The following is a 13,094-nucleotide window of genomic DNA, read 5'->3' on the forward strand; positions in this document are numbered from 1 at the left end:
TATGTGTAAATTAAAACATTTATTTTTTACGTTTCTCTAAATCTAAAATTTTCCAAAATTCAGAACGGCTTAAGGGTTCGTACTTATCTTTTTCACCCAAGTCTATCAAATGCTGATTGGTTGTAATACGATGCGAATAATTAGCTAAAGCACCTGTTTTAGCACATATGGCGCGTACTTTAGTTACATATTCCGCAATTGCCATTAAATTCGGCATAGACCCGAAGGGTCTGCCTCTAAAATCCATATCTAAACCTGCAACAATGACTCTCTTACCTTGGTTGGCTAAAAGATTACAAATTTCTACAATGCTTTCATCAAAAAATTGGGCTTCATCAATCCCTACAACTTCACAATCTTCTACCCTCACTGGGATCTCTTTAGGCGAATCCACGGATATTGCTTCCAGAAACCATTGGTTATGGGTGTTTATTTGATCTTCCTGATATCTTATATCTAAAGTGGGCTTAAAAACTTTTATTCTTTGCTTGGCCAATTGCGCTCTTCTCAGTCTTCTAATTAACTCTTCCGTTTTGCCAGAAAACATAGATCCGCAAATAATTTCTATCCAACCTGTTTGTGATTTACTATTTATTGTATTTTCGAGAAACATTTGTAATTTTAGGAACTTTAAAAAAAAATTATCCTTTGTTTGTACAAACATAAACAATAACCAACAGATTAAAAAGTAATTTATGAATGCAAGAGAGTCATTTCAAAAAGAGATACTAGAAGAAATTAAATTGATCGCTAAAGAGTTAAGCAACATACAAAATTTATACGGTTTATTAACGTACCAACAAAAAATTCAAAACTTATACGAAAAATTTATTTTTTTAAAGCAACTAAATACCTCCAAGTACCAACAAATATTAGAAAATCACTCTGAAGTTGCACCTAAAACTGAAGAACCTAGAGATTTCTATTCAAATGTAGTTAATGAACCACCCATTGAACCTGTTATATCTACTACTGAAACACCCAAAGATAGTGTAGTTGTAGAGGAAACTGAACCGAACTTAACACCTACGACTGAAGAGCTTGTATCTTCTTCTGATGAATCTGTGTTTAAAACAAACAAATTGAAACCTTTGGATATTGAGATTGCTGATATTGCACCCCTTATAAATAAGGATGAAAAAACGTATTCCGAAAATTTATCTGCCTCTAAAATAAATCTTCCCCCTGTATCGCCTAGTTTTGGTGATTCTATAACTTTTATTAGCCAACTGTTTAAAGGTAGCAAGGCTGCTATGGATACTGAATTTAAACTTTTAAACCAAACCCAATCTTTGGAAGAGGCTAAAAAATGGATAGAACAGATGTTTGTAAAATACGATTGGAAAAATAAGGGATTGCATGTTGAGCGTCTTTCTCAATTGATTGTTGAACGTTTTAACTCTTTAAAAAATTAACCGTGAGCGGAAAGCTTTTTTTAGTCCCCACCCCCATCGGTAATTTGGAAGACCTTACATTTAGAGGGCTTCGTATTTTAAAAGAGGTGGATTTAATTTTAGCAGAGGACACCCGTACCTCGGGCAAACTATGTAAACATTATAATATTGAAACCCCTATGCAGTCTTTTCATCTGCATAACGAACACCAAAAAACGGAGCATTTTATAAATGAGATTGTAAACGGCAAAAATTTAGCCTTAATTACAGATGCGGGAACCCCAGGAATTTCAGATCCGGGATATCTTTTAGTCAAATCTTGCATTGAAAATTCAATTGTTGTAGAATGTTTACCGGGAGCAACTGCTTTTGTACCTGCTTTGGTCGTTTCCGGGCTTCCTTCTCATGAATTTTTATTTGTGGGTTTTTTGCCTCAAAAAAAAGGAAGACAAACCAAATTAGAAAAACTTTCTAAAGAAGAAAGAACCGTTATTATGTACGAAAGTCCACACAAAATACTTTCTACCCTAGAACAAATAATAAAAATTTTTGGTGCTGAAAGAAAGGTTAGTCTTAGCCGAGAAATTTCTAAATTATACGAAGAAACTATAAGAGGAACAGCGGAAGAGGTTTTTAAACAAATTTCGGACAAACCTATCAAAGGAGAAATCGTTTTATTAATTGAAGGATTATAAGTATAAAAATTATGATATCTAACCGATGCAAATATGCCTTAAAAGCTCTTATTTACATTGCCCGGCAAGAAATGGGGAAAAGCGTTTTGTCTTCAGAGATTGCTAAAGACGAACATATTCCCAAAAAATTTTTAGAGAATATTTTACGAGATTTAAAAAACGCACAATTTTTAACGAGTAAACGGGGGGCTAAAGGTGGATATAAACTAAACAAGGGGGCTGAAGAAATCACTTTAATTGATATTATTCGTTTAATGGATGGCCCTATCGCTTTAATCCCTTGCGTTTCAATTATGTACAACCAAACCTGCGACACTTGCAAAAACGACTATTTTTGCACTATCAAAGAAACTTTTGCAGAGGTTAGGGATGCTACCCTAAAAATTTATGAAAAAACCACCTTAGCCAGCTTGGCAAGAAAGGAAAAAAATACTAATTTTGTCATTTAAAATTTGGGGCTGTAGCTCAGTTGGCTAGAGTGTTAGACTGGCAGTCTAAAGGTCGTGGGTTCGAGCCCCATCAGCTCCACAAGAAAAAGACTGTACATTTTTTATGTACAGTCTTTTTTATTCTTTTTATTTTAAAAATCTAGTTTTTTATTTGTTAATTATTTTAAAATAAAAAATTTATTAAATCCTTTTTTAATTAACTTTATGTTTATTTTATATATTATTTAAATATATATACATTAATATTTATTCTATTTGTTATGAACAAAGTTATTTTTAGCAACGGGAATTCAATTTTCCGTGGGGTTATTTCCTCCCAAAGCAGCTACCGGGCAAGTTTGCAAAGAGGAAACTCCTTGCTTACTTATGAGGTGCAATTGGAACAAAAAGGAAACTCGGTACAAATAGAAGCAAAAAATTTTTTAATTAATAATAATCCTCCTGATTTAATGGCAGAGCAACTAGCGCATAAAGCCGGGCAGGCTCTATATCCTCTTTGCCTTTCTTTAAACCGACAGGGAGATATAAGTTATATTTCTAATTATGAAGAAATAAAAACTCGGTGGCAAAAAATTTATACTAAACTTTTAGAATATTATGTAGATGCTTATTCGGTTCACTACATAAACCAAACCCACCGTTCTTATACACTGCATAGTTTACTAAAGGAAAAGCTAGAAGAAAATTATTTTTTCTTCCTTTATTTTGGCGGAATTTACAACCAAACGCTGGGTGATGATTTTTACCGGGAATATACACTAAGATACAAAGGGGTTGATTTTTTATTTTCGCAATGGGTGGATATGGAAACGAATGAAAATAATTGTTTTGGGCTTTACCGAGAAGGATTGCAGGAAGAGCGTGACGAAAGAATAGAGCTTCGGTATTTGCTGGAAAATAAACATAAAAGTATTGAAGAGGCTTCTTTTAGCTTTTTTAAAAGTGAAAAAATTGATTTTTTATTTACAATAGAAAAACTGGAGGAAACTGCCAGCTTTTCTACCGGGGAAACACCTACAGAGGAACGAATGCAGTTTTGGCTGGATGAAAAACCGGAAAACCTAAACCACTAAACCTATGGAAGAAAAACATGTAACCTGCCAGGGGGCTATTTGTCAATGTACTTATGGAAGCACTACGGACAAGCTAAAAGTTTACACGCAAACCAAGCACTACATTAACGATAAGAATAAGGACTATAAACTAGTAGCCACCCATAAGGAGCTGGGAACTACTTTTGAAAACAACAGCTTTGGCAGTTGCTCTCTACGAAACCGAAACCCTTGTACGGTAAGTGTTACCGGCTGGAACGGATTTTATGAAAAGGTAACGCTGGAAGAAAACGGGGGTAAAGCTTTATTGGAGGATAGCACGGCCGATTGCCCTACGGGAGGAAAGGGCTGTATAAAAATTATTTTCCATGGACAACAAGCTGAACTTTGCAAAGCAAATTTTCATAAGGTAGATTCATCTATTTGCAATGCTATGAACCCTACCGGAGAAATGGAGGCTACACAAGAAATGGAAGAAGAAATTTATGATGCAGAATAATGATCTAACTATTGAAAATTAATGTTTTTATTGAATTGAAAAAATGCCGGAATATATTTTACATAAGGTGAAAAAGGGAGATACTGTTTGGGGTATTTCTCGCCAATACGGGGTGGAGGAACATAAGATTGTACAAGCCAACCCTGAAATAAAACTTAGAAAACAAGGGAAAAATTATACTCCTCTTATTTATGAGGGAGATACCTTGCGTATTCCCCAAGGAGAAGGAAAGGAGAACTACCGCATAGAAGGGAAAACCTCCCTAGGCATGGGCGAAACGGCTACCTACAAGCTGGTAACCTCGGAGGGTATTGCTCCGCATTATCCTTCTACAAAAATAGTTTGGCTGTTTTTTGTGGATGAAGGTACCGAAAACTGGCGACAGCTACGTTTGGAAAAAGAGAAAACAGGACAGGAATTTTCCATTGTTTTTAAAAACCAAAAGCTGAAAGCCAAAAAAATAAGGATGGAAGCCTACGTGCAATGGAGCAAAGAAAGGGAAAAGCTGGCAGAGTTCTTTATGGCACTGGATGGGCAAGATGTACCGGAAATAAAAGAGCTGACTTTGTTGGATGCCAACCGAAATAAAATAAAACGCAAGGTTTCTTATTCGGAAACTATTTTTGCTCGTGCACTTTGTACAGGTATGGAGGGAGAAACTCTCTATTTTTCTTTATGGGAAGACGATGCGAAAGGTGCCGGGCACAGTGAAGAAAATAAAGATAATTTTATTGAAACTAAAACGGCTATAGTTACGGATGGTAAGGCAGAAGTTGCCTTCCGCCTGCTTTATGCCACTATGGCTCCTATCGCGAATAGAAAGGTGCCGGTCGGCCAAAAAAATGAAGGGGCTTACCACGAATACTATGTAACCGCTACCCGCTACGAAAAAACAGAGGGGGAAAAGGCAAGTGAAAATATAGATGTAAAGAATCCCGATTATACACCCCCACCCCCTAAACCGAAACCGAAGCCCAAGGCTACTCCTAAAAAAGAAACTACCAAACCCAAAATTATCCATAAAGCACCGGTAGATGCACCGGCAAAAGGCAGAGATAAACTACCTGCACCTGCTTGGAAAGAACCTAATATTATACGGGTATATATACGAGATACCCAAGGAAAGGTATGGAACCGTCGCCCCAAATACGGAGAAAAAATACGCGTATATATAGATAGCGAAAATATGATCAATCGTAAAATACAGCTTAAAATTTACGATAAAGATGTCGTTTATAATGATTTGCTTCATGAAGAAGATAGAACTATTACAGCAAATACTAACTTTACTACCATACATCTTACTGCTGCTATGCAAGAGAAAGGAGGGGATATAAGTTACCAAAATCTTTTTGCAGAGGTTTATTTGTATGATACCCAACAAACCGTAAAAAGCGAAGTGGTAAATGTAGATAAAACTAATTTTAGTGCCTTACCCCCCGAAGGAATTACTCCAACCACTGTAGCTTCTAGCCCACAAAAAAAAGAGGAAAATAAAAATAAATGTGTTTGCGAAGAAAGAGTAAGGGCTTATATGCGTATGTTAAGAGTAGGAGAAGGAACAGGTGAATTAATCAAATCATATGATCAAAAACTAAAAAAAATAGTTTATATAGAAAAAGATCCTCAAAAAGGATATACTACAGCTTTTGGAGGAAATAAGATATTAGATCTCAGTAAACATCCTGAAAAAAATTATGGAGGTTCAACAGCTGCTGGAGCTTATCAAATAATGCGTTATACTTGGTGGAGCTTAAGTGGCTGGGAATTAGATAAAAATTATGCTAAAACAGGTAAGTATATTGAAAAAAATGATCTTTTAAAAAAGTATAATATAACAGATTATTACCCTGAATCGCAAGATAAAATATGTGTAATTATTTTTAAACATAAAAGATCTGGTATATTAAATCTTATAACAAAAGGAGAAATAGAAAGAGCTACAAGGGAATATGGAAGTTTAGAATGGGCGAGTTTACCCAATAAAGGAGATAATAGTAAATATTCTTATAAAGGAAAACCTCAACCAGCAACACCAATGAAAGATGTTCTAGCTCACTTTGAAGAATTTTATAAAGAGGAATTAAATGAAATAAGCAATTTGCATTTAAAAAAAGGATTTTTAAAGTCTTTTAATCACACTTGTAATTGTCAAAATAAAGATGTTACCATCATAGAAAATAAAAATAATATTTGTAATACATGTAATGAAGAACACTATAATTTAGCAGATGGTAGTAAATGGCAAACTCAGTTTGATTCAATATTTGGAAATAAACAAAAGCAAAATGTTGCATGTTGGAGAGCCTGCAAAGTAATCTTATCAAATTATGGTGTTACTGGAGGTGATAATATAAATCCAATACAAATGGTTTCCCAAAATGGTACTAGTGATTTAATTTTAAAAAAAGTGAAAGAAGGAAAATCGTATTTAGATAAGGAGCTAAAATCTAATCGTGTTGTCCTAGTAGGTGTAGATGATGGACGAACAGCAGTTTATAATTCGGATAAAACTACTGAACATTTTATAGTAATTATAGGTAAAGGTTGTGATAATGGAAAAATATTTTATAGATATTTTGATGTTGGAACAGCCCATAAAGATAAAGGAACTAATTCAAACAATAAACTTTATTTACAATCTAATGGAATTATTCAGGGAAAATCACCTGGAGGAACAAAAACTTATACTATTGCTCAAGTAAGAAAAAATACGATAAAAAATTAATAAATCCATGAAATACCTATCAATCATAACCATTATACTCTTTACCTACTCCTGTAAAGGACATGAAACAAAAGTAGATAAAATAGAATCTTTAAATTCAGATAGTACCAAATATTCTTTAGTTGGCATATGGAATAAATTAACGATTAATAAAAAAGATACTATAATCTACCAACCTTGTGATGCTAATAATACCTCCATAAAAGTGACTAGAGATAGTGTTATTATAGATTATGGACAAGAAATACTTGCTTATTTCATATTAGAAAAAAATAACTATAATAATAAACATATTGAATTTAAACTTTCTGGAACAAATAATAAATTAGAATGTATTATAAATAATAAAACAACCGCATTTTGGATAATAAATGGAACAAAAAATTTATTTACTAAATCTGATATTTCAAAATTTAAAACCATTGAACAGCCATGTATTGAATGTTGGGAAGAAGATGAATGTAATAACCAAAAAGATAATAATTTAGAAATACAAAATTTAAAAAATTCTTTTATAGATCTAGCCGAAAAAGACTTTAAAAAGCGCTTACCTGAAATTCTAAAATTAAATCATTCTGAAGGAATTGATATTACTGAAAACTATACTGGCGATTTAACTAATGATAATATAGATGATTTAGTTATTTATTATTCTTTAGTTCCCGGAACAGAAGAAAATAATGAATTCAATCGTGGAATAATCATTTATAAAAACGATAATGGATATCCTAAAATGATAAAACAAATAGAACCTGACTATTTATTTAATGTTATAGGAATTCAAAATAATATATTACAAATAGAAAAATTGGAATATAATGAGTATGATAGCAGATGTTGTCCCTCAAAAAAAACAAAAATAAATATACAAGCAGAATAAGTCATCAAACTTTCATAAAATGAATCAAGGGCTAAGGTTAATAAAGATATTGAAGAAATAAGACTCAAAATTTTTAATAAATATTTAGGAGCCAAATGGGATTGGAAATCTACAGATATTTTTAATTTAGAATCTACAGCTGTAGGAGCAACCAGTTGGGGTCATTATGATGTAAGAGAATTTAATTCCAAGTATTTGGAGGACAAATATTTTACTAAAACCGAAAGTGGATTAGATGGAAAAGATATAGTAATTTTAGCCAAAGAATTAGGCTACACCAATACTTGCAATTGTTTAGAAACAACTAAAATAGCACAACAAGAAAAAACAGAAGAAGAATGCTATGACTGTGATTTAAAGTTTAGGAAAATTGCTCCTATTATTTTAGAACATGAGGGAGGGTATGTAGATCACCCTAATGATTCAGGAGGTCCAACAAATAAAGGAATAACAATTGGTACATGGGAAGCCTATGCCAAAATAGATTTAGGAATAGATCCTACCCTTGAAAATCTTAAAAAAATCACTAATGAACAAGCTACAAAAATATATAGAAAGCGATACTGGGAACCTAAAGGATTCTGCAAAATAAATAATGATAAAATAGGTTTAATGGTATATGATTGGACAATAACTTCAGGTGGTGCAGGAAAAGAAATTCAAAAATTATTAGTAAATGAATTTTCACAATCTATTACTATTGATGGAGTCATTGGAACTAATACAATAAAAGCAATGAATAATGTACAAGATCAAAACAAATTATTAAATAGAATAGCAGAAATACGCAAACAATATTACACTAACCTAGCTTATGATAAAAATGGTAAGCCTACAAAAAATTATATATTTTTAAATGGTTGGTTAACTAGAGTAGATAAATGTTTAAATTATAACTTATAAACAATGAAAATAATAAAAGTATATATCAGTTTATTTATTATCCTTTTTTTTAGTTCTTGTAAAAAAATAAATGCCCAAAAAGACAATTCATTTAGATATAAATCTGAATTACTTGGAGAATGGGAATCTAAAGAAAATCTTAATAATACATTCTCTATTAACTTTGGAGAAATTAAGGGAGATAGCATATTTGGACAATATTGTGCAGTTGCTAGAGAAGGAAGGAAAATAGATTGTGATACAGATGAAATATTCAATATAAAAGGGATTATAAAAGATAATATCATCAAAATTTCTTTTACCAGCTTCTTTAATGCTAAAAATGGAAAAGCAAAAATTATTATTACAGATAGTTTATTAAGGTGGGTTATAACTAAATATCCTGAGGGAGAATCTTATGCTCCTAAAGAATCCACTTTAACAAAATCAGAAAAAAAAGAATTAAACTTTTATTCCTTATTAAATGATACTCCTTCAATTATTTTACCTATTAATTATAGTGAATTAGATAAATTTCAATGGAATGAAAATAATTATAAATTAATTGAAAATATGGATTTATTTTTAAGATTACCCAATTATAATGATTTTAAAATAGCTATTTTATTAAATGATAATGGTGATGATGAAATATATAAATTGATTACAATAAAAAATAATAATATAATTGACTCTAAAGATATTGGGTATGCTATAGATAATTATCCAGAAAGCAATTTTAGAGAATTAGTCCAATTTAGTATAGATAAAAATTTCTTAATTACATTATTTTTCAAACAACTAAAACAAAATAAATTAATATTAAAGAAAATAAAAAAATATAAAATCAATAATTCAGGGAAATTTGAAGAAATAAAAGAATAGTTCTAATGAAAATATTTTCCTTTATATTAATAAGTATAATTATTATCTCCTGCACAAGAAATAATAATTTTAATTTTTTATCAAAAGATACTAGTTTAGCTTCTAATTATAAAGTTTTAAACCTCAAAAACATATCTCCTGATTTCCCTTTAGATTCTTTAGAGATGCTAACCTCAGAATATGGAAATTTTAAATTTTATTCTGAAAATACCCTAAGAGGAGAAGGAGTTATAGCATTATCAATCAACTCAGAAATAGAAATTTTAAATTTGGATAAATCTTATTTTGGTAGTATCTCTCTAAATAAAGAAATGGAAAGTTATAACATTAATTTACCAAAAGTTACAATAGCTAGAGAAATAATTCCTGATTCAGAATACCAAATATTTAATTTTGATTCAGAACAACCAAATAAGAACAAAGATTTTTTAATTATTTACCTTAATAAAGAACCTAAACTAATACAAAAAAATAAGACTCAATATAGTTTTTCTTCTTGGGATGAGTATATAAAAAAATCATTTATCAAGTTAACTCCTCAAGTTGACAACAGAGCACCAGAAGAAGAATACTTATACAAAGCAATAAAGATAAAAGAAGATTCTATGCTTATTAAATCTGTTCCCAAATCAGCTTGTGATTATGTAGAAAAATATAAAAATATAACTAAATGGATTAAGTGGAAATCTAATAATTGTAAGTTAATAAAATTTAATTTTTGTTATTAATTCATTATAATATTAAAAATGAAAAATCAATTAATATGTTTTATCTGTTTTTTCTTAGTTTTTTCCTGCAAAGGAGAAGAAATAAAACAAGTCTCTCAAAATAATGTAATTACAAAAGATAAGAATATTCTAGGAGGTGATACCATTCAGGGGATTAATACACTAAAAGAATTTTATTTAACATTTTATGGAGATGATAATGCTTATAAAAATAAAAAATCAAAGGAACAATATATTTCTGATAGAGTTTTAAAAAGAATAGATAGTTTATCCGGACCGGAAGAAGTTACATTAGATTATGATCCTTTTATTCAAGCACAAGATTATTTTGGAAATATAATTAGAAAAACCATAGAAGTAAAACCCTTAAAGAATAAAAATGAATATAAAGTAAGTTTTTTACTATTTGGAGAGAAAAACGAAAAAAGAACTGAAATAGATTTATTACTAAAAAAAGATTCTAAGGGTAATTTTTTAATTGATGCTATCCTTAATGATGAATATTTAAATTTTAAAAAGAATTTAAACACATCAGAGAAAAAATCTTCAATACCAATTTCAGGTAATTATTCTCCAAACTATGAACTTTCTTTTGATAATATAAAATATAACGAAGACAGTCTTATAACCAACCTAACTATTAATATAAAAAACAAAAAAAATAATCAGCTACAAACTATTTCTTATTCCCCGGAATATTGTTCTAGTATACCTAGTAAAGCAGTTGCCTTAAAAGCTAATTCAAAAGGTATTATTGATTCTGATAATACTTTAGAAGATAACATTCCTATTATTTTTGCCGATTTTAATTTTGATGGAAAGGAAGATTTTGCTATTATCAACGACCAAGCAAACAATGTAGGTACACAATATTCTTATTTTTTACAAGATGAAAGAGGTAATTTTAGTATAAATGAATTTCTTACTGAAAAAATTGGTCTTTTTCCCACCGAAATAAATAATAACAATAAAACTATTACTTTAATAAATCCTATAGGATGCTGTAATATAAGCACAAGAATATTTCAAAAGGAAAAAACAAACTGGAAACTTATTCAATCAAAAACAGAGAAGATGAATTAAATCCATGAAAAATCTATTAATTTATTTTAGCTGTTTTCTTTTAATTTGTTCATGTAAAGCAGAAAAGAAAAAAACAATAGAAGAAAAAAAGAATAATATCGTTTTAGAAGATTCTATTACAAATAATCTAAATAGAAATCAGGAAAATGGAGTATGGCATTTTTATGATATTTCTGATTCTCCTGTTTTAGATTTAAAAGGAATAGATAGGGAGAAACTAAAAACAGAGATAGAAAAATACACTATTAAATTAACAGAAAATCATATTACTATTTCTAACTCATGCTCTGATATTGAATATGTAAACCTTAGAGAAAAATCATTAAGTTATTTTACAAATCAAGATAATTTAGAAAGATATTCAAATGCTTTATCTAATAAGGGGATTAAGTTTTCGGATAGTATTAATATTATTCGATCTACATTACCAGATGAAGAGTGTGATTATCCTTTTGGCGAAATTATTAAAATAAATGACTTTTTGATTGTTTTATATGAAGGATATTTAGTATTTTTTAGTAAGGAAGTACCATCTGATAATTTCATTAGTGAATACAATAAATTATCTAACATATCCTTACCAATAGATTATGACTTAATAGATTCTATAGAAGATAGTAAATTTATCCCAATATCTGATAAATATAAATACTTTTTAAAATTAGATCATCTAAGTAATTATAAAGGAATAAAATTACCGGTAATAAATCAAAATATTAAAACTATTTTAATTTCAGCATATCAAGAATCTGGAGAGCAAAATTTATATATCTATAATTTATCTGAAGAAGGTAAAGTATTAGATAAATTAGTATTATTTTCCATTGAAGGGGAAACTGAACAAGGAAATAATATTGGAAATAATACTTTTAATATTGACAAATATTATAAAATAAAAATTACAAGAATACTTGAAAACGACACAAAAATTATAAAATATTATAGAATAAATAAAAATGGGAAATTTGAAGAAATTAACAATAAATAATTTGCAAAAACTATTATTAATTATTTATAAACAATACTTAAATTATTCGATAACATAAAGAATCAGTAGCAAAAATAAACTAATGAAACATTTTAAAATAAAAAATATAATCCTGTTTTTATTACTGATTTTCACTATAAATTGTAAGGGAAATAAATGTCAAGAAAGAGAGCATTTTTTTACCAAAAAGGAAACTTCAGATACAATTAAAATCCTTGATAATATAACTGGTGATATTAAAGCACTCAGTAAATGGAGAAAAGAACAGATAAATTTAGATAATTCTTGTATAGCTTTATCAAAAGAGGAATTACCTTATAATAAAACTATTGATTTAGATAATATTACCTATAGCCTTTTAAATTGTAATATTAAGGGAGTAGAAAATTGGTTATGTGGAGAGTCTTCTTTAAGGTATATTCCTTTTCCTAAAAAGGATAATATAGAAGTAATTTTAGTTCCAATGGATTGTGGAGATTTTGAATATAGATATTATATGCTAACAATAAAAAATAATACTGTAATGGATCAATTATATGTTGAAGGAGAATGGTATGAGCCAGGGTCAAATGAAGAAAATACAATAGAAAATACAAGTTTTTCAATTGACAAGAATTATATTATTTCAGTTGTAACCAAAAAATTAAAAGAAAAATCAATAATTCAAAAATATAAAATTAATAATTCAGGAAAATTTGAAGAAATTAACAATAAATAATTTCCAAAAACTATTAATTGTAAAGGAAATAAAAGTAAAGAAGGAGAACAGGTTTTATTTAATATGATAGAATAAAAGCAGAATAATTTATTCTAAATATATATGTTTCATAC

General features: G+C 29.3%; 14 protein-coding genes and 1 tRNA gene. 14 read left to right on the forward strand and 1 reads right to left on the reverse strand.

All coding sequences use genetic code 11. The features are described 5' to 3' along the window. Positions 1-19 precede the first annotated feature (19 nt). On the reverse strand, positions 20-613 hold the full coding sequence (locus ETU08_RS03410; RefSeq protein WP_146261612.1) for a thymidine kinase: 594 nt from the start codon (positions 611-613) through the stop codon (positions 20-22). Positions 614-695: 82 nt separating this feature from the next. Between ETU08_RS03410 and ETU08_RS03415 the strand changes: the two genes are divergently transcribed. From ETU08_RS03415 to ETU08_RS03480, 14 genes are all read left to right on the forward strand, one after another. Next, a complete protein-coding gene (locus ETU08_RS03415) occupies positions 696-1,415 on the forward strand; it encodes a DUF8457 domain-containing protein (protein WP_146261613.1) in 720 nt (239 codons plus the stop codon). Between the two features lie 2 nt (positions 1,416-1,417). Next, positions 1,418-2,089 carry a 16S rRNA (cytidine(1402)-2'-O)-methyltransferase gene (gene rsmI, locus ETU08_RS03420; protein ID WP_146261614.1) on the forward strand — a complete coding sequence of 224 codons (672 nt, stop codon included), beginning with the start codon at positions 1,418-1,420 and terminating at the stop codon, positions 2,087-2,089. Positions 2,090-2,100: 11 nt separating this feature from the next. Further along, complete coding sequence (locus tag ETU08_RS03425) at positions 2,101-2,538, forward strand: RrF2 family transcriptional regulator (protein ID WP_146261615.1); 438 nt, start codon at positions 2,101-2,103, stop codon at positions 2,536-2,538. Between the two features lie 5 nt (positions 2,539-2,543). Next, positions 2,544-2,617, forward strand: a tRNA-Ala gene (locus ETU08_RS03430). Between the two features lie 181 nt (positions 2,618-2,798). Continuing rightward, complete coding sequence (locus ETU08_RS03435; protein ID WP_146261616.1) at positions 2,799-3,611, forward strand: hypothetical protein; 813 nt, start codon at positions 2,799-2,801, stop codon at positions 3,609-3,611. Between the two features lie 4 nt (positions 3,612-3,615). Continuing rightward, complete coding sequence (locus tag ETU08_RS03440; RefSeq protein WP_146261617.1) at positions 3,616-4,089, forward strand: DUF4280 domain-containing protein; 474 nt, start codon at positions 3,616-3,618, stop codon at positions 4,087-4,089. A gap of 43 nt (positions 4,090-4,132) precedes the next feature. Next, positions 4,133-6,817 (forward strand): LysM peptidoglycan-binding domain-containing protein, encoded by a 2,685-nt coding sequence (locus ETU08_RS03445; protein ID WP_146261618.1) that lies wholly within the window; start codon positions 4,133-4,135, stop codon positions 6,815-6,817. A gap of 7 nt (positions 6,818-6,824) precedes the next feature. Further along, positions 6,825-7,697 carry a hypothetical protein gene (locus tag ETU08_RS03450; protein WP_146261619.1) on the forward strand — a complete coding sequence of 291 codons (873 nt, stop codon included), beginning with the start codon at positions 6,825-6,827 and terminating at the stop codon, positions 7,695-7,697. A gap of 195 nt (positions 7,698-7,892) precedes the next feature. Continuing rightward, on the forward strand, positions 7,893-8,600 hold the full coding sequence (locus ETU08_RS03455) for a glycoside hydrolase family 108 protein (protein ID WP_221410535.1): 708 nt from the start codon (positions 7,893-7,895) through the stop codon (positions 8,598-8,600). A gap of 3 nt (positions 8,601-8,603) precedes the next feature. After that, on the forward strand, positions 8,604-9,464 hold the full coding sequence (locus tag ETU08_RS03460; protein ID WP_146261620.1) for a hypothetical protein: 861 nt from the start codon (positions 8,604-8,606) through the stop codon (positions 9,462-9,464). A gap of 5 nt (positions 9,465-9,469) precedes the next feature. Then, positions 9,470-10,192: a hypothetical protein gene (locus tag ETU08_RS03465; protein ID WP_146261621.1), complete on the forward strand. Its 723-nt coding sequence runs from the start codon at positions 9,470-9,472 to the stop codon at positions 10,190-10,192. Positions 10,193-10,210: 18 nt separating this feature from the next. Beyond that, complete coding sequence (locus ETU08_RS03470; protein ID WP_146261622.1) at positions 10,211-11,275, forward strand: XAC2610-related protein; 1,065 nt, start codon at positions 10,211-10,213, stop codon at positions 11,273-11,275. Between the two features lie 4 nt (positions 11,276-11,279). Beyond that, complete coding sequence (locus ETU08_RS03475; RefSeq protein ID WP_146261623.1) at positions 11,280-12,263, forward strand: hypothetical protein; 984 nt, start codon at positions 11,280-11,282, stop codon at positions 12,261-12,263. An 82-nt stretch (positions 12,264-12,345) separates the two neighbouring features. Then, on the forward strand, positions 12,346-12,981 hold the full coding sequence (locus ETU08_RS03480; protein WP_146261624.1) for a hypothetical protein: 636 nt from the start codon (positions 12,346-12,348) through the stop codon (positions 12,979-12,981). Positions 12,982-13,094: the final 113 nt, after the last annotated feature.

The sequence above is a fragment of the Apibacter muscae genome, assembly GCF_007845635.1.
GTDB classification, from domain to species: Bacteria; Bacteroidota; Bacteroidia; order Flavobacteriales; family Weeksellaceae; genus Apibacter; species Apibacter muscae.